17 protein-coding genes are annotated in these 16,116 nt (G+C 68.2%); 7 read left to right on the plus strand and 10 right to left on the minus strand.

Going from position 1 to position 16,116, the window contains the following annotated elements; all coding sequences use genetic code 11:
- Positions 1-26: 26 nt before the first annotated feature.
- The 3 genes from VF194_RS10900 to VF194_RS10910 form a co-directional block, all read right to left on the minus strand.
- Positions 27-1,526, minus strand: coding sequence for a CoA-acylating methylmalonate-semialdehyde dehydrogenase (locus VF194_RS10900; RefSeq protein ID WP_330890883.1), 1,500 nt, complete (start codon positions 1,524-1,526; stop codon positions 27-29).
- Between the two features lie 146 nt (positions 1,527-1,672).
- On the minus strand, positions 1,673-1,819 hold the full coding sequence (locus tag VF194_RS10905) for a hypothetical protein (RefSeq protein WP_330890885.1): 147 nt from the start codon (positions 1,817-1,819) through the stop codon (positions 1,673-1,675).
- A complete protein-coding gene (locus VF194_RS10910) occupies positions 1,816-2,781 on the minus strand; it encodes a nitronate monooxygenase (protein ID WP_330890887.1) in 966 nt (321 codons plus the stop codon). Before VF194_RS10910 ends, VF194_RS10905 begins: the two co-directional genes overlap by 4 nt.
- Positions 2,782-2,883: 102 nt before the next feature.
- Here VF194_RS10910 and VF194_RS10915 point away from each other — a divergent pair, with 102 nt between their 5' ends.
- Positions 2,884-3,756: a LysR family transcriptional regulator gene (locus tag VF194_RS10915; protein ID WP_330890889.1), complete on the plus strand. Its 873-nt coding sequence runs from the start codon at positions 2,884-2,886 to the stop codon at positions 3,754-3,756.
- 99 nt (positions 3,757-3,855) lie between these two features.
- Here the strand turns inward: VF194_RS10915 and VF194_RS10920 are convergent, their stop codons facing one another.
- Together VF194_RS10920 and VF194_RS10925 are read right to left on the minus strand one after the other, a co-directional pair.
- Positions 3,856-4,044: a hypothetical protein gene (locus VF194_RS10920; RefSeq protein WP_330890890.1), complete on the minus strand. Its 189-nt coding sequence runs from the start codon at positions 4,042-4,044 to the stop codon at positions 3,856-3,858.
- Complete coding sequence (locus VF194_RS10925; RefSeq protein WP_330890893.1) at positions 4,041-4,988, minus strand: hypothetical protein; 948 nt, start codon at positions 4,986-4,988, stop codon at positions 4,041-4,043. The genes VF194_RS10920 and VF194_RS10925 overlap by 4 nt, the downstream gene beginning before the upstream one ends.
- Positions 4,989-5,313: 325 nt before the next feature.
- Here VF194_RS10925 and VF194_RS10930 point away from each other — a divergent pair, with 325 nt between their 5' ends.
- The 3 genes from VF194_RS10930 (at position 5,314) to VF194_RS10940 (ending at position 7,755) form a co-directional block, all read left to right on the plus strand.
- Positions 5,314-6,315, plus strand: a complete 1,002-nt coding sequence (locus tag VF194_RS10930; RefSeq protein WP_330890895.1) for a GlxA family transcriptional regulator — start codon at positions 5,314-5,316, stop codon at positions 6,313-6,315.
- Between the two features lie 25 nt (positions 6,316-6,340).
- Complete coding sequence (locus VF194_RS10935; protein ID WP_330890897.1) at positions 6,341-7,039, plus strand: DJ-1/PfpI family protein; 699 nt, start codon at positions 6,341-6,343, stop codon at positions 7,037-7,039.
- A gap of 140 nt (positions 7,040-7,179) precedes the next feature.
- A complete protein-coding gene (locus tag VF194_RS10940) occupies positions 7,180-7,755 on the plus strand; it encodes a DUF4142 domain-containing protein (RefSeq protein ID WP_330890899.1) in 576 nt (191 codons plus the stop codon).
- A gap of 87 nt (positions 7,756-7,842) precedes the next feature.
- Here VF194_RS10940 and VF194_RS10945 read toward each other — a convergent pair whose 3' ends face one another.
- The 5 genes from VF194_RS10945 to VF194_RS10965 form a co-directional block, all read right to left on the minus strand.
- Positions 7,843-9,222, minus strand: a complete 1,380-nt coding sequence (locus tag VF194_RS10945; RefSeq protein ID WP_330890901.1) for an NAD(P)H-dependent oxidoreductase — start codon at positions 9,220-9,222, stop codon at positions 7,843-7,845.
- Positions 9,219-10,019 (minus strand): phytanoyl-CoA dioxygenase family protein, encoded by an 801-nt coding sequence (locus tag VF194_RS10950; RefSeq protein ID WP_330890904.1) that lies wholly within the window; start codon positions 10,017-10,019, stop codon positions 9,219-9,221. Before VF194_RS10950 ends, VF194_RS10945 begins: the two co-directional genes overlap by 4 nt.
- Positions 9,982-10,728, minus strand: a complete 747-nt coding sequence (locus tag VF194_RS10955; RefSeq protein ID WP_330890905.1) for a GntR family transcriptional regulator — start codon at positions 10,726-10,728, stop codon at positions 9,982-9,984. Before VF194_RS10955 ends, VF194_RS10950 begins: the two co-directional genes overlap by 38 nt.
- 92 nt (positions 10,729-10,820) lie before the next feature.
- The gene (locus tag VF194_RS10960; RefSeq protein WP_330890907.1) at positions 10,821-11,528 is read right to left on the minus strand and encodes a CBS domain-containing protein; all 708 of its coding nucleotides are present in this window, start codon (positions 11,526-11,528) and stop codon (positions 10,821-10,823) included.
- 70 nt (positions 11,529-11,598) lie between these two features.
- A complete protein-coding gene (locus VF194_RS10965; RefSeq protein ID WP_330890909.1) occupies positions 11,599-12,432 on the minus strand; it encodes a helix-turn-helix transcriptional regulator in 834 nt (277 codons plus the stop codon).
- A 200-nt stretch (positions 12,433-12,632) separates the two neighbouring features.
- On the opposite strand from VF194_RS10965, the gene cysG reads away from it, so the two are divergent.
- From cysG to VF194_RS10980, 3 genes are all read left to right on the plus strand, one after another.
- Positions 12,633-14,048: a siroheme synthase CysG gene (gene cysG, locus VF194_RS10970; RefSeq protein ID WP_330890911.1), complete on the plus strand. Its 1,416-nt coding sequence runs from the start codon at positions 12,633-12,635 to the stop codon at positions 14,046-14,048.
- A gap of 23 nt (positions 14,049-14,071) precedes the next feature.
- Entirely contained in the window at positions 14,072-14,461 is a 390-nt protein-coding gene (locus tag VF194_RS10975; RefSeq protein ID WP_330890913.1) for a DUF2849 domain-containing protein, read from the plus strand.
- A 16-nt stretch (positions 14,462-14,477) separates the two neighbouring features.
- Positions 14,478-16,116: nitrite/sulfite reductase (locus tag VF194_RS10980; RefSeq protein ID WP_330890914.1), on the plus strand; the 1,639-nt coding region annotated here is incomplete at its 3' end.

A 16,116-nucleotide genomic window follows, 5' to 3' on the forward strand; every position in this document is an offset into this window, starting at 1 on the left:
CCCGTTCCAAGGCAAAGCGCCGACGCCTATTTCAGCGTCGGGATGTTGAACTCGGCGCCGGCACGGATGCCGGTCGGCCAGCGCGCCGTCACCGTCTTGATCTTGGTGTAGAAGCGCACGCCTTCCGGACCATGCTGGTTGGTGTCGCCGAAGGCCGACTTCTTCCAGCCGCCGAAGGTATGGAACGCGACCGGCACCGGGATCGGCACATTGATGCCGACCATGCCGACCTGCACCCGGGCCGCGAAGTCGCGCGCCGCATCGCCGTCGCGGGTGAAGATCGCCACGCCGTTGCCGAATTCATGCTCGGTCGGCAGCCTGGCCGCTTCGTCGAAGCTTTCGGTGCGCACGACGCTGAGCACGGGCCCGAAAATCTCCTCCTTGTAGATGCGCATGTTCGGCTTGACGTTGTCGAACAGGCAGCCGCCCATGAAATAGCCGTTCTCGTAGCCCTGCAGCTTCAGGCTGCGGCCGTCCACCACCAGCTTGGCGCCTTCCTCGACACCGAGATCGACATAGCTCTTGACCTTGGCAAGATGCTCCTTGGTCACCAGCGGACCCATCTCGCTGTCCTTGTCGGTGCTGGGGCCGACCTTCAGCGCCCGCACGCGCGGCGCCAGGGCTTCGACCAGCTTGTCGGCCGTGCCCTTGCCGACGGGAACCGCCACCGAAACCGCCATGCAGCGCTCGCCGGCCGAGCCGTAGCCGGCGCCGATCAGCGCATCCACCGCCTGATCCATGTCGGCGTCCGGCATGACGATCATGTGGTTCTTGGCGCCGCCCATCGCCTGCACGCGCTTGCCGTGCGCCGCCGCCGTTGCATAGACATACTGTGCGATCGGCGTCGAGCCGACGAAGCTGACCGCCTGGATGCGCGGATCAGCCAGCAGCGTATCGACCGCTTCCTTGTCGCCGATCACGCAGTTCAGCACGCCCGGAGGCGCGCCGGCCTCCAGCATCAGTTCGGCGAGCCGCAGCGGACAGCTCGGATCCTTCTCGCTCGGCTTCAGCACGAAGGTGTTGCCGCAGGCGATCGCCACGGCGAACATCCACATCGGCACCATGGCCGGGAAGTTGAACGGCGTGATGCCGGCGACCACGCCGAGCGGCTGGCGCATCGAATAGACGTCGATGCCGCGCGAGACGCCGTCGGAATACTCGCCCTTCTGCAGATGCGGGATGCCGCAGGCGAATTCGACCACCTCCAGGCCGCGCTGCAGCGAGCCCTTGGCATCGGAGAACACCTTGCCGTGCTCGTTCGAGATCAGCAGCGCGATCTCGTCGGCATGCTTCTCGCACAGCTCCTTGAACTTGAACATCACGCGGGCGCGCGCCAGCGGCGAGGTGGCGCTCCAGGCCTCGAAAGCCTTCTGGCTGTCGGCGATCGCGGCCTCGACCTCGGCCTTGCTGGCCAGCGGCGCCCTGGCGCCGACCTCGCCGGTGCTCGGATTATGAACGTCGAGGAAACGGCCCGATTTTCCGGGCAGCTTCTTGCCGCCGATGAAATGATGCAGTTCTTTCGCCATGTTTCACTCCCTGGAACGCCGGAAAAATACCGAGGCCGGCCCTGTTTCATACCGGATGGCTGACTTTACCGGGGGGGCCGCCGATGACAAGGGGCGGCCGCCGCAATTCCCGCCAGCCTTGCCGCACGAATACAGCAGAACGCCGATCATAGCTGCGGCAGCGCCGCCTTCGCCTGCGCCATCATGCGGCTGACGATCGCCGCCGCCAGGGCCGGCTTCGCGGCCTCGCCCGCCATCGGCGCCAGCAGCACGGGATGCGCAATGCCGAGGCGCCGGCAGAAATCGTTGCTCACGATGCGATCCTCTTCAATGCGGCTTCCGCCTGCTGCGCCATCGTCTCGACGATCGCGGCGGCCGGCTCGATGCTGCGGATGATGCCCGCGGCTTCGCCGAACCACACGCCGGTATTGTCCGGATCGCCGGCCGTGAAGGCCTGGCGATAGCGCGGTCCCTCGACGGCCGCGGCCCGCTCCAGCTCGTCCTCGCGGCCGTGCCAGCGCTGCGTGAAGGCGTTGCGGCAAACTCGCGCGGTGAAGCCGCGCGGCCAGGGAATCTGGCGGGCGATGTCGACCACCGTCGTCCTGATCGTCTCGTCGCCGCTTGCCGCGATGGCCGCTTCGTGATGGCGACGATGCACCAGGGCCTCGGCGGAGGCCCAGAAGCGCGTGCCGACCAGGGCGCCCTCGGCGCCCAGCGCCAGCGCGGCGGCAAGTCCCCGGCCATCGGCGATGCCGCCGGCGGCGACCAGGATGGCGTCTGGCGCATGGGCGGCGATCAGGTCGGCCGCTTCCGGCACGAAGGACAGCGTGCCGCGCAGCGCGCCGTGGCCGCCCGCCTCCGCGCCCTGGGCGACGATGATGTCGGCTTTGACATCGATCGCATCCCAGACATGGTCGATATTCTGGCACTGGCAGATCAGCAGCGCGCCGGCGGCGCGGATTTCGTCGACGAAAGGCCGCGGATCGCCGAAGGACAGCATCACCGCCACGGGCCTGCGCTTGAGGGCATCGGTCAGCAGCGGCGGGGATTTGCGCAGCGACCAGGTGATGAAACCGACGCCGATGCGCTGGCCGGCGGCGATATCGAACTGCTGGTCGAGCCAGCTCGCATCGCCATAGCCGCCGCCGATCAGTCCCAATCCGCCCGCCGCGCTGACGGCCGATGCCAGAGCGCCGCCGGCGACCAGATGCATGGGTGCCGAGATGACGGGATGGCGGATGCCGAGACGGCGGGTCAGGGCGGTCGTCAGTGCCATGGGAGCCTCCTTGCGAATTCCGCCTGATAGGCTAGCCCCTTCCATGATATCGTCGGAAGCGAAATCCAACGATATAAACCATCTCAAACAGAGATATCTGCCATGGAACTCTCCGATCTGTCCTATTTCGCCGCCGTCGCCCGCTGCGGCAGCATCAGCCGGGCGGCGCAGCAGCTCAACACGGTGCAGTCCAACGTCACCACCCGGATCAAGCTGCTGGAAGAGCGGCTGGGGACGGCCTTGTTCAACCGCCATAGCCGCGGCATGCGGCTGACCGCGGCGGGCCAGCGGCTGCTGCCCTATGCCGGCCAGATGATCGCCCTGGCCGCCGAAGCCCGGCAGGCGGTGAAGCAGGACGGCGCGGTGGGCGGCGCGCTGGCGATCGGCACGATGGAGACGACGGCGGCCGTGCGCCTGCCCGCTTTGCTGGCGCGCTTTCATGCCGGCTGTCCCGATGTGCAGCTCGATATCGGCACCGGCACGACCGCGGCGCTGCTGGACAGGGTGCTGGAGCGCAGCATCGACGGCGCCTTCGTCGCCGCCCCGGTCGAGCATCCGGACCTGATCGCCGTGCCGCTGGTGGAAGAGGAACTGGTGCTGGTGATGGCGCAATCCTGGCCCGATCTGGCCGCCTACCGCGCTGCCCATCCGGCCCCGACCGCGGTGGTGTTCCGCGCCGGCTGTTCGTATCGCCAGCGGCTGGAGCAGTATTTCTCCAGCCTCGGCTGGATGCCGTTCCGGCGCCTGGAATTCGGCACGCTGGAAGGCATTCTCGGCTGCGTCAGCGCCAATGTCGGCATCACGCTGCTGCCGCGCGCCGCCGTTGAAAAGAGCACGCTCCGGCCGGCGGTGCGGATCCAGCCGATCCCGCCCGAGCAGGGCCGGGTGCAGACCCTGTTCGTGCGCCGCCGCGATGGACATGACAGCGCCGCGCTGCGCGCCTTCATCGGCTGCTTCGGCGACGCGGTCGCATGATCGTGACGCCAGCCGCAGCGATCAGCATGCCGCGCATCGATCGGGTCATGCTCGGCCTGGCCGGCCAGAGCGTTTGGCAGAGCCAGGCCCGGCCGCCGGCTAGGGCTGTCGCTGCTGCTGGCTGACGAACAGGCCGAGCGGCGAGCCGATATCGGCTTTCGGCGCCAGGCCGGCGCCGGGGCCTTGAACCAGCGACGGGCCGCCGCCGCTTCCCGGCTTGTCCCGCGCGGCATTCTGCGCCACCGACAGCTCCCCGCCCGACACCAGCGCGCGGCCGGGCACGGTCATGCCGCGGCCGCCATCGAGTTCGACGACGGTGACGCCAACCAGCGGCGCCGTTCCCAGTCTGCCGGCCGATGTGGCGCTGGACTGGGCGGCCGGCGCCGTCGCCAGGCCCAGGCCGCGAACGCTGATCCCGCCCGGCTTCGGCCTGCCCATGGCTGCCGCGGCTGGAACCGCGGTGGCCGGAACGGCAGGCGCGAGCGGCGCATTCGCGACGACGCCGACGGCTCCGACATCCGGGCCGCCGCCCAGACCGGCGGCCGCGTCGGCCGTCCCCGTTCCTGCCGCGCCGGACGATGCCGCACCATTCGATGCCGCGCCACTCGATGCCGCAGCCGACCCGCCGCCACCTGAGCCGCTGGCCGAGGTTCCACTGGCTGCGCCACCCACGCCGCCGGCGGCAGCAGCAGCCGCACCGGCGGCAGCAGCGGCCGCACCGGCGGCAGCCCCAGCGGCAGCGCCGGCAGCTCCTGCAGCAGCTCCGGCCGCGGCACCGGCAGCACTGGCCGCAGCACCGGCTGCAGCACCGGCAGCACTGGCGGCAGCGCCGGCAGCACTGGCGGCAGCGCCGGCAGCGGCGCCAGCCGCACCGCCTGCGCCACCCGCACCACCGCTTCCTGCCCCGCCACCGCCCGATCCACCTCCGCCTGCGCCTGCGCCACCACCTGCACCGGCTCCGCCAGAACCGCCTCCGCCAGAACCGGCACCACCACCTCCTGCTCCGCCAGCACCGCCACCGGCCCCAGCGCCACCAGCACCGCCTCCTGCGCCACCGCTTCCTGCCCCGGCTCCGCCGCCCGATCCACCTCCGCCTGCACCGCCAGAACCACCGCCACCGGAGCCAGCACCGCCACCGCCTCCAGCCCCACCACCGCCTGCACCGCCGCCGGAACCGGCACCGCCACCCCCGCCGGCGCCTCCGCCGCCGCCTCTGGCAAAGGCGATGTCATGCAGCGGCGTCGCCAGGGTGAACGCGCAGATTGCGAACAGGCTGGGCACAAGCAGGCGCAGATTGGCAGGCACGATGACTCCCTCCGCCGTAAGTTGCTGACGGCAGGTGCATCGCGCTGAAAGCTGGGGGGCAGCAGGCTATCGGAAGGCGGCGCGCCGATGCGATCTGCCATGGGGAAAGCAACCGGCGGCCAGGATGCTTGTTCCACGATTTCGCCAGATTCTGCGCCGCCATCCGCGCCCGGTGTTCCGCCGCCCCTGTTTGGCAGAATCCGTTGGCTGTTTGTCATTCCTGCCAGATACGCGCCATGCCAGAATGACGACATGAGCAAGAGCGAACCGCGCCATATCGTGATCCTGACCTTTCCCGACGGCCTGCTGCTCGATGCGGCCGGGCCGCTGGAGGCTTTCGACGCCGCCGACCGGCTGAGCGCCGAGCCGGCGAACGGCCGGCCGGGGAACGCCTATCGCGTGCACCTTGCCTCCGTCGCGGGCGGAATGCTGCGCATGTCGAACGGCGTGCCGGTGATGACCGAGAAGCTGGACGCGCGCCTGATCGCCCGGACCGACACCCTGCTGGTGGCCGGCGGACCCGGCGCGCGCGCCGCGATCGGCGATCCGCAGGTGCATCGCCTGCTGCGGCAGGCGGCGGCGAAGGTGCGCCGGTTCGGCTCGGTCTGCACCGGCAACTTTCCGCTCGCCGGCGCCGGCCTGCTGGACGGCAAGCGCGCCACCGGCCATTGGCGCAGCTGCGGCTGGCTGGCCAAGCGTTTCCCGAAAATCCGTTTCACGCCCGACGCGATCTATGTGCGCGACGGCCATCTGTGGACTTCCGCCGGCGTGACCGCCGGCATCGACCTGGCTCTGGCGCTGATCGAAGCCGATCACGGCGGCCAACTGGCGCTGGATGTCGCCAAGTCGCTGGTGGTCTATGCCCGGCGCGCCGGCGGCCAGTCGCAATTCTCGACGCTGCTGGCCGGCCAGAGCGTGGCGGATGCGAAGCTGGCGCAGCTCGGCAATCTGATCCGGCAGCGATTGAAGGAGAACTGGACGGTCGAACGCCTGGCCGATGCGGTCGGCATGTCGCCGCGCAGCTTCGCCCGCCGCTTTGCCGAAAGCTTCGGCACCACGCCGGCGCAGTATGTCGCCCGTTTGCGCCTGGAGGCGGCGCGCGCCGCGCTCGAGCAGACGCGCCAGCCGCTCAAGCAGATTGCCCGGCAATGCGGTTTCGGCTCGGACGAAACCCTGCGCCGGCGCTTCCATCAATCCTTCCGCGTCGCGCCGGCCGACTACCGGCGCCGCTTCGGCCGCCAGAAAACCGCCTGATCGAAACCATTCGAGGAGCCTCGCCATGCAGATCGGCCTGTTGCTGTTTCCCGCCCTGACCCAGCTCGACCTGACCGGTCCCTACGAGGTCTTCGCCCGCCTGCCCGGCGCCGATGTGCATCTGGTGTGGAAGACGCTGGAGCCGGTGCATTGCGATCGCGGCATGGCGATCCTGCCCTCGACCACTTTCGCCGAAGCGCCGCAATTCGACGTGATCTGCGTTCCCGGCGGGCCGGGCCAGATCGCACTGATGGAAGATCGCGAGACGCTGGATTTCCTGCGCCGCCAGGCCGGGCGGGCCAAGTGGATCACCTCGGTCTGCACCGGGGCGCTGGTGCTCGGCGCCGCCGGGCTGCTGGAAGGCTATCGCGCCACCACGCACTGGGCCTCGCATGAGCAGCTTGCCGCATTCGGCGCCATCCCGGTGCGGGAACGCTGGGTGATCGACCGCAACCGCGCCAGCGGCGGCGGCGTGACCGCCGGCATCGATTTCGCCCTCGCCCTGGTGGCGCGGATGGCCGGCGAAACGGCGGCGAAGGCGATCCAGCTCGGCATCGAATACGATCCGGCGCCGCCGTTTCAGGCCGGATCGCCCGAGGGCGCCGGCGCGGAAATCGTCGCACAATTGCGGTCGGCGATGGCGGCAATGCTGGAAAAGCGCCGCCAAGCGACCGAAGCGGCGGCGCGGAACCTGGCGGAAATGCGGCGGGCGGAACGGCGATAAACCAGCGGAACCTCTTGGCCGCCACGGCGTTGGACCTCATCCCGTCTCGCAGCGGGCCCCCTCTCGCAGCGGGCCCGTTTCGCAACCGACGCAATGTGCAACCGACTGTGCAATCCGACCGTGCAATGGAGGGTCAAGAAATGAAGACGACGATAACGACCGCCGCCATCGCCACCATCCTGTTCGCGGCCGCCGGCGCCGCGCCGGCGCTGGCGCAGAATGTGTCCACGCCGCCGGCCTATCACGGAAAACTGTGGGCGCCGGTGATGCCGACGACGGCGCAGGGCTATCTCGCACAGGCCGGGCAGACCGACCTGTTCGAGATCGAAGCCGGCCGCATCGCCGCGCGGCGCGCGCAAAAGCCGGAAATCAAGGCGTTCGGCCAGGAGATGGTCGACAACCATATGCGGGCGACGCATCGCATGGCCAGCTATGCCGAGAAGGCGAATGTCGCCGTCCAGCCGGCCGTTCTGGATGCCCGGCATCAGCAGATGCTGAACGAATTGGAGACGGTGTCGACCTCGGCCTTCGATCAGACTTACGTCAACATGCAGACCTACGGCCATGAAGAGGCGCTGCGCCTGCATCAGAATTATGCGCAGAACGGCGACAACCAGACCCTGCGCCTCGCCGCGGCGGACATGGTGCCGATGATCGAGGAACACCGCGACCAGCTGCATGGGTTGTCGCCGCAGGTTCTCCGCTATCAGCCGTAAGCCTGCCGGCCGACGGCACGGGCGCGGCGGCGCGATCATGTGCGCCGCCGCTTAAGTCTGACCTATTGAGCCTGACCTACTCCGCTGCTACTCGGCGGCGCGCGCCGCTTCTTTCCCTGCAGGATCCGGCGGCATGAAGGCCTGCTCCATCCGCCGTCGGAAGGCGATGGCGTCATCGGTTGCGTCATAGGCGACGTCGCTCCAGCGCACCGGCCGGCCGGCCTTGACCGGCTGCCTGAGCGTGACGTTATGCGCCAGCCCGATCGGCAGGCCGCCCAGGCGCAGCGAGTCCGCCGCCGGCATCAGCTTGCCCCAGACCGTATAGCCGCCCTCGCCGTCCAGCTTCTCGCCGGCGGCAAGATCGCGCTTGGCCGTCGCGACGACATCGCCGCGGAAGCCGCGCGGGCAGCCGGTCGGCTCGCCGCGCAAGGCGGCGGACAGCACCGAGATCGACAATTCCAGGCCGATCAGGTGATAGGGCTTGTACATCGCGCTGTAACGGCCGCTGTCGTCGGTCCTGAGGCCGTATTCGGCAAAGCAGCGTTTCACATAATCGTTCGGCGCCTCGAAGGCGACATAGACGCCCCAGCGCAGATCGCGGAAGACCGGCCGCCCGTCGCGCTCCAGCGAGGAGATCACTTCCACCTGGCCCTTGTGATGCAGATGGCCGCCCGCCACCGCCGGCCGCATCACCATCGGCAGATCGTCGACGCCGCAGGGCGGGAAGGCGAGCCCATCCGGCGCCGGGGTCAGATCGCAGGCATTGGCCACCGCCGCCATCTCGATGCCGGATTTGGTGCCGTCGAGGAAGGAGTTGAACATCTGCGCGTTGAAGTCGCCGTTCGCCACCTGCTCGTCGGTGAAGCCGTAATGCTGCCAGACTGTCTGCGGCGTCGCCGCGTGATAGACCGGCAGATACTTGGTGCCCTTGCCGGCGGCGATCACGTCGAAGCCGGTGGCGCGCGCCCAATCGACCATCTCGGCGATCAGGGCCGGCTGATCGCCATAGGCCAGCGAATAGACGATGCCGGCCTGTTCGGCCTGCTGCGCGAGCAGCGGCCCGGCCAGGGCATCGGCCTCGACATTGACCATGACGATATGGCGACCATGCGCGCAGGCCATGAGCGCATGGCGGATGCCGGCGGCCGGGCTGCCGGTGGCGTCGATCACCACTTCCATGCCATCGGCCTTGATCAGGGCCTCGGCGCTGTCGGTGACATGGGTGGCGCCGCTTTTCAGCGCTTCGGCGAAACTTCCGGCGCCGATCTGCTCGGGCAGCCAGCCGGCGCGGCCGAGCGAGGCTTTGGCCCGCTCCGGCGCCAGATCGGCGACGCCGTAGAGATGCAGGCCGTTCAGGCGCCGTGCCTGGGCGAGAAACATTGTGCCGAACTTGCCGGCGCCGATCAGGCCGACGCGGACAGGCTTGCCGGCGGCGGCGCGTTTCTGCAGCAGCGCGAAGAGGTTCATTGCGCCGCCTCGCGGCTTTCGCGCGCCAGTTCCAGCAGGCAGTCGTCGTCAAGCGGCTCGATCGGCGTGAAATCGCGATGCGCGATCCATTCCGGCCGGGTCGGCTTGCGGATATGGTTCGAGACCGCGCACAACGTCAGATAGACGATCTTGCGCGGAAAAGGCGTGATGTTGCCGGCCGAGCCATGCACCAGGTTGCCGTGGAACATCAGCACCGTGCCGGGCTTGCCGGTCGGCGCGACGATGCCGCCCTGATCGACCAGCTTGGCGACGGTGTCCTTGTCGAGCGTCCAGAGCGGATAGGAGGTCGTCTCCAGGTCGTGGCCGGCATCGAGGACGCCGTGGCGATGGCTTTTCGGGATGAACATGAGCGGCCCGTTGATCGGCATCACCTCGTCGAGGAAGACCGAAATGTTCATCGCCCGCGGCTCGGGCATGCCGTCGTCGCGCGCCCAGGTGCCGTAATCCTGGTGCCATTGCCATACCTCGCCGTCGAAGGCGGCTTTGGCGTTGACCTTGTACTGATGCATGTAGAGCTGTTCGCCGAAGACCTGCTCGACCGGCCCGATCAGGCGCGGATGCCGGCCGAGCCGGCGGAAGGCTTCGTTATAGGTATGGGCGGCAAAGGCCGTGCGCGGCGCGCCGGACTTCTCGCGCCAGATCTCCTGGCGCTGCAAACGATAGATCTCTTCCGCCTCGCGGCGCAGCAATTCGACTTCCTCGGCGGAGAAGCAGTCCGGGATGATCAGGTATCCCAGGTCATGAAACTCGGCGATCTGCTGCTGACTCAACTTCATGGCGGTTTCCTCCGGTTGGCGTCCTGTCGTCGGCTTCTTCTGTCTGTGTCTGGGCCGCCGCCTGCAGCTGCGCGGCCAGTTCCGTCGCCGCCTGCCCGGCATGCCTGCGCGACAGACGCTCGGCTTCGTCGCAAGCGCCGGCGGCAACGGCGGCCAGAATCGCGGCATGCTCGTCCCAGACGCGCGCCGGCCGGTCGCCGCGCCGCAGCACGCCGCCCATGGCGCGGCGGATATGCTGCCAATGCAGGCTGGCCGATTCCTCGATCAGCGGATTGCCGGACAATTCATAGAGAAAGCGATGGAAGGCGATATCGGCGGCGATCATCGCCTGCATGGCACCGTCCGAGACGGCCTTGCGTCCGGCCGCGATCAGCTCCGGGCCTTCGGCGGCGGCGCGCTGCGCATTCGTCTCGGCGGCGCAGCGGGCGGCCAGGCCGTCGAGCACGCCGCGCACGGCATAGACGCGACGGACCTCTTCGGCATCGAGCGGCGCGACGATCAGGCTGCGGCGGCCGGTCTCGCGCAGGAAGCCCTGCTTGCGCAGCAGCAGCAGCGCCTGGGTCACCGGCTGGCGCGAGACGGCAAGGCGGGCGGCGAGGTCTTCCTGGATGATGCGGCTGCCCGGCGCGAGCTGGCCGCTGCAGATCGCATCGAGGATCGCATCGTAGGCCTGCTGGGCCAGACCGGGATGGAGCGACAGATGCCGCATGGTTTCGACTCCCTATCTTGTATACAGAATACAAGGGGAGAGCCGAGGGTCAAATCACAATCGCCGCAACCCCGGCGGGATCGGATGACGTCTTACCGCGCGGCCTCGATATAGAGGCCTGACATCGGTTCGATCCAGATGAGGTGATCCTGCACGGCCTTGACGCCCGGCGTGTTCTCGGCGAGGACGCGCAGGGCCTGCCGCTCGCGTTCGTCGAAGATCGTGCCCCAGAGATGGACGGTGCCGTCGCGTACCACGACATTGACCGAGCCCTTCGGCGCCCAGGGCTGCGCCTTCATGTCCGCCATGATGCGATCGCGGATCGCCGCGTCGCCCGCCTGCGTCGGCCGCGCCTCGCCGAGGATGCCGGCGAAGGCATGCAGCAGATTGGCGCGGCTGACGATGCCGACCACCTGCCCGCCACGCAGAATCGGCACCCGCTTGATGCGGTTCTTCTCCATCAGCTCGACCAGATCCTCGACCGGCGTGTCTTCCGTGGCGCTGACGACATCCGTCGTCATGACATCGGCCACGGTGCGCGCGTGGCTTTGCACATATTCGTCCGCCAGGCGGCCGGGGCTGAGCAGCAATTCCAGCCAATGCGGATGCCGCCGCTCGGTGCCGATCTCGCTGCGGCGCAGCAGGTCGCCCTCGGTGACGATGCCGACCAGGGCGCCGGTCTTGTCGATCACCGGCAGGCCGCTGATCCGTTTCTGCAGCATGGTGCGGATCGCCTGGCCGAGCGTGGCCTCGGCAGCAATCGTCTCGACGCGCGTCGTCATGATATCGGCCGCCTGCATGGCATCCTCCTGGGGGCATGTCGAATGCAGGCAGTGTCGATCAGCAGGCGGAGAATGACATTGATCTTTATCAAACCGCGGCGGCGGGTTCCACCGACCGGCGCAGCAGGGCTTCGCTGGCCGCATCGGCCGGCAGGAAGCTTTCGATGCGCAGATTCTGCAAGGTGACATCCTGCGGCGTGCCGAAGCTGGCGATCATGGTGATCAGGTTCAGCGCGATGCCATCCTTGACGATCTTCAGGCCGACCACCGGCCGCGGCTCGCTGTCCCAGTCGAGGCTGCGCCACAGCGCATCGACATCGGGATAGGTTCGCACTTCCGCCAGCAGCGAAGCCGCGGCCGGGCTGGCCAGGGCCTCGCGCTGCAGCTGATGCAGCATGGCGCCGGCCACCTCGCGCCAGTTCGCGATGAAGGGCCGCGCGCCCTGCGGATGCAGCGGCAGCTTGATCAGATTGACCGGCTGGCGCAGCGCCGCCGCCGCGGAACCGAGCAGGAAGGCGATCATCGCCTCGGCCGCCTTGTTGGCGATCTGCATGGTCCAGGTTCCGTCCACCACGACGGCCGGAAAGGGCTCATGCTGCTTCAGCAGCAGTTGCAGGGCATGGCGCGCCTCGGCCAGCCGCGGCTCGTCGAGCCGGCTTTCGCGGTAGGCGGCGGCGAAGCCGGCGGCATGCAGCAGCCGGTTGCGTTCGCGCAGGGGAAGATCGAGCAATTCACCCAGATGCAGCACCATCTGCCGGCTCGGCCGGGCCCGGCCGGATTCGAGAAAGCTGACATGGCGCTGCGAAACGCCGCCATGCTCCGCCAGTTCGAGCTGGCTCAAGCCCCGCCGGCGGCGCCATTGCCGCATCAGCGTGCCGAAGCTGGCGACGGCCTGGTCCGGTGCTGCCGCGATGTCCATCATGCCGAGGCCTCCTTCCTTCCCGGGAATTTTCCCGGCTTAGCAGAGGCTTGCCAACTACCTGCCGGGTAATGAAAAGCCGCTAATTTAACTACTTTCATATGTGTATTATTATTAAATATCATGATTGTGAGTATAAATCTGTTGACTCTAATAATTGACTGTTAAATATGAACTCCCACACAACGTGCGGGGCGTTCGCCATGCATAGCTTCCCAGGCTTCCTCCTTCTGCAGAACCGGCCGGTCCTCGTCGTCGGCGGCGGGGCGTTTGCGGCCCGCAAGATCCGCCTGCTGCTGAAGGCCGGCGCGGCCGTCACCGTCGCCGCCCCGCAGGTCAACGCTGAAATCGCCGGCCGCGCGGCCGCGGGCCAGGTCCAGCACCGGGCCGTTTCCTTCTCCCCCGCCCTGCTGAACGGTATGCGGCTGGTGGTCAGCGCGGCCGGCGATGCCATAGACGAGGCCGTCGCCGCGGCGGCGCGCGAGCGCGGCATCTGGGTGAATGTCGTCGACCGCGCCGACCTGTCGGATTTCATCGTCCCCGCCATCGTCGAGCGCGGCGACATCACCATCGGCATCGGCTCGAACGGCAAGGCGCCGCTGCTGCTCGGCCGCATCCGCGCCCAGATCGAAACGCTGCTGCCATCCCGCCTGGGCGATCTTGCCGCCCTCGCCGGCGAATGCCGCGCGACGGTGAGCCGCATCCTGCCCGATGCAGCCCAGCGCCGGCATTTCTGGGAGCGCATCTTCGACGGCGCGGCCGCAAGCAGAATCCTCGCCGGCGACAAGCCGGCGGCGCGGGCGGCCCTGCTGGCCGAATTGAATGCGCCGCAGCCGCAGCGGCAGGGCGTCGTGCATATCGTCGGCGCCGGCCCGGGCGATCCCGATCTGCTGACCATCGCCGCGCTGCGCATCCTGCAGGACGCCGATATCGTTCTGCATGACGATCTCGTCGCGCCGGCGATCCTGGATCGCCTGCGCCGCGATGCCGAGCGGGTCTGCGTCGGCAAGCGCAAGGGCCGGCACAGCTTCAGCCAGGCCGCCATCAACGCCCTGATGGCCGAACAGGCGGCCTCGGGCCGCCGCGTGGTGCGGCTGAAAGCCGGCGATCCCTTCATCTTCGGCCGCGGCGGCGAAGAGGCGGCGTATCTGCAGGCCCGCGGCATCGCGGTGCATGTCGTACCCGGCATCACGGCGGCATTGGGCTGCGCGGCCGCCGCCGGCATCCCGCTGACCCATCGCGACCTGTCGCATGGCGTCACGCTGGTCAGCGGCCATCTGCAAGACGATGAGGACGACGCCCTGTTCTGGGCCGAGCGCGCCAGGCAGGGCGAAACGGTCGTCGTCTATATGGGCGCCAGCCAGGCCGCCGCGATCCGCGCGCGGCTTCTGCAGGCCGGCGCGGCCGCCACGCTGCCGGTGGCGCTGATCGAAAACGGCACGCGGCCCGATCAGGTCGTTTCCGCCGGCACGCTGGACGATCTGCCCGCGCTGGCGGCGCGGCACGGCCAGAGCGAAACCGAACCGGGCCCGGTGCTGCTGGTGATCGGCAAGGTCGCGGCCATGGCGAGGGCGAAGGCGACGAGGGCGATGCCGCAGCTTACGCGCCGCCGGGCATAGCGGATACAGGGAGAGAGAGCATCATGGCCAAGGCACCGAAGCTCAACAGCCAGCCGCAGATCGTCACCGCCAATCATCTGGCGAGCGGCGATGTCGTCTACCTCAGCGCTGCGCGCAGCTGGACGCGCGAGATCGGCGAAGCGGCGATCGCGCCGAATGCGGAAGCCGCCGCGCCTTTGCTCGCCTTCGCCGAGGCCGAGGCGAAGCGGAATGTCGTCGTCGCGCCGTATCTGATCCCGGTCGATGCCAGCGTCTCGCCGCCGCAGCCGGTCCAGTTCCGCGAGCGCATCCGCGCGCGGGGCCCGACGACAGTGGGTCCGACGATGGTGGGCTCGACGATGGTGGGCTCGACGATGGTGGATTCCATACCGGCGGGCGCGACCGCGGCCGGCTGGACCATCAGAGCCGCCTGAAGCCGAGGAGGCAGCCATGTATCAGTATGACGAGTTCGACCAGCAGATCGTCGAGGAGCGCGTCGCCCAGTTCCGCGACCAGGTGGCGCGGCGCATCGCCGGCGAGCTGAGCGAGGACGAGTTCAAGCCGCTGCGCCTGCAGAACGGCCTGTATCTGCAGCTGCATGCCTATATGCTGCGCATCGCCATTCCCTACGGTACGCTGTCATCGAAGAAGCTGCGTCAGCTGGCGCATATCGCCTGCACCTATGACCGCGGCGTCGGCCATTTCACCACGCGGCAGAATATCCAGTTCAACTGGATCAAGCTGGAACAGGCGCCGGATGCCCTGGCCGATCTGGCCAAGGTGCAGATGCATTCGATCCAGACCAGCGGCAACTGCATCCGCAACACCACCACCGATCAGTTCGCCGGCGCCGCCGCCGACGAGATCGAGGATCCGCGCATCTGGTGCGAGATCATCCGCCAATGGTCGAGCTTCCATCCGGAATTCTCCTTCCTGCCGCGCAAGTTCAAGATCGCCGTCACCGGCTCGCCGAACGACCGCGCCGCCGTGCGCATCCACGATATCGGCCTGCGCATGCTGAAGAACGCCGCCGGCGAGGTCGGCTTCGAGGTGATCGTGGGCGGCGGGCTGGGCCGCTCGCCCTTCATCGGCAAGACGATCCGCGACTTCCTGCCCAGGCAGCACCTGCTGAGCTATCTGGAAGCGATCCTGCGCGTCTACAACCAGTTCGGCCGGCGCGACAATCTGTTCAAGTCGCGCATCAAGATCCTGGTGCATGAGATCGGCATCGCGGCGATGCGCGAGAAGGTCGAGGCCGAGTTCGCCGCCATCAAGGACGGCGCGCTGTCGCTGCCGCAGGAGGTGGTCGATGCGATCGCCGCGCGCTTCGTGCCGCCGGCATTCGAGCCGCTTGCCGGCGGCATCGCGCCGGAATACGCCCAGGCCTTCCGCAACGATTTCGAGTTCGGCCTCTGGGCGCGGCGCAACACCAACAAGCACAAGCAGCCGGGCTATAGCATCGTCACCATCTCGCTGAAGAAGGAAGGCGAGCCGCCGGGCGACGTCTCGGCCGAGCAGATGCGGGCGATCGCCGACATCGCCGAGCGCTATTCCTTCGGCGAGGTGCGCGTCACCCATGAGCAGAATCTCGTGCTGCCGCATGTCAAGCAGGCCGATCTGCCGGCGGTGTACAGGGCGTTGAAGGCCTACGACCTCGCGACGCCGAATATCGGACTGGCATCCGACATCATCGCCTGCCCGGGCCTGGATTACTGCTCGCTGGCCAATGCCCGTTCGATCCCCGTGGCGCAGCAGATCGCGTTGCGCTTCAAGAACTGGGAACGCGCGCATGACATCGGAGAGCTGAAGATCAAGATTTCCGGCTGCATCAATGCCTGCGGCCACCATCATGCCGGCCATATCGGCATTCTGGGCGTCGACAAGAAAGGCGTCGAATTCTACCAGATCATCCTGGGCGGCTCGGGCGCGGAAGATGCCAGCGTCGGCCAGATCATGGGCCCGGGCTTTGGCGAACATGAAATCGCCGGCGCGGTGGAGCGGGTGGTCGATGTCTATCTGCGCGAACGCAAGAAGGATGAGCGCTTTCTGGACACCTATCGCCGCATCGGCATGACCAAGTTCAAGGAAG

The organism is Ferrovibrio sp. (assembly GCF_036381655.1).
In the GTDB taxonomy this organism is placed as follows: domain Bacteria; phylum Pseudomonadota; class Alphaproteobacteria; order Ferrovibrionales; family Ferrovibrionaceae; genus Ferrovibrio.

What these genes read in the sequence shown, in the direction of transcription:
- VF194_RS10945 (WP_330890901.1), bottom strand. Translation starts at nt 9,222, where the DNA reads ATGAACCTCTTCGCGCTGCTGCAGAAACGCGCCGCCGCCGGCAAGCCT.
- VF194_RS10950 (WP_330890904.1), bottom strand. Translation starts at nt 10,019, where the DNA reads ATGAAGTTGAGTCAGCAGCAGATCGCCGAGTTTCATGACCTGGGATAC.
- VF194_RS10955 (WP_330890905.1), bottom strand. Translation starts at nt 10,728, where the DNA reads ATGCGGCATCTGTCGCTCCATCCCGGTCTGGCCCAGCAGGCCTACGAT.
- VF194_RS10900 (WP_330890883.1), bottom strand. Translation starts at nt 1,526, where the DNA reads ATGGCGAAAGAACTGCATCATTTCATCGGCGGCAAGAAGCTGCCCGGA.
- VF194_RS10935 (WP_330890897.1), top strand. Translation starts at nt 6,341, where the DNA reads ATGCAGATCGGCCTGTTGCTGTTTCCCGCCCTGACCCAGCTCGACCTG.
- VF194_RS10960 (WP_330890907.1), bottom strand. Translation starts at nt 11,528, where the DNA reads ATGCAGGCGGCCGATATCATGACGACGCGCGTCGAGACGATTGCTGCC.
- VF194_RS10965 (WP_330890909.1), bottom strand. Translation starts at nt 12,432, where the DNA reads ATGATGGACATCGCGGCAGCACCGGACCAGGCCGTCGCCAGCTTCGGC.
- VF194_RS10975 (WP_330890913.1), top strand. Translation starts at nt 14,072, where the DNA reads ATGGCCAAGGCACCGAAGCTCAACAGCCAGCCGCAGATCGTCACCGCC.
- VF194_RS10930 (WP_330890895.1), top strand. Translation starts at nt 5,314, where the DNA reads ATGAGCAAGAGCGAACCGCGCCATATCGTGATCCTGACCTTTCCCGAC.
- cysG (WP_330890911.1), top strand. Translation starts at nt 12,633, where the DNA reads ATGCATAGCTTCCCAGGCTTCCTCCTTCTGCAGAACCGGCCGGTCCTC.
- VF194_RS10940 (WP_330890899.1), top strand. Translation starts at nt 7,180, where the DNA reads ATGAAGACGACGATAACGACCGCCGCCATCGCCACCATCCTGTTCGCG.
- VF194_RS10920 (WP_330890890.1), bottom strand. Translation starts at nt 4,044, where the DNA reads ATGACCGTGCCCGGCCGCGCGCTGGTGTCGGGCGGGGAGCTGTCGGTG.
- VF194_RS10925 (WP_330890893.1), bottom strand. Translation starts at nt 4,988, where the DNA reads ATGACATCGCCTTTGCCAGAGGCGGCGGCGGAGGCGCCGGCGGGGGTG.
- VF194_RS10910 (WP_330890887.1), bottom strand. Translation starts at nt 2,781, where the DNA reads ATGGCACTGACGACCGCCCTGACCCGCCGTCTCGGCATCCGCCATCCC.
- VF194_RS10915 (WP_330890889.1), top strand. Translation starts at nt 2,884, where the DNA reads ATGGAACTCTCCGATCTGTCCTATTTCGCCGCCGTCGCCCGCTGCGGC.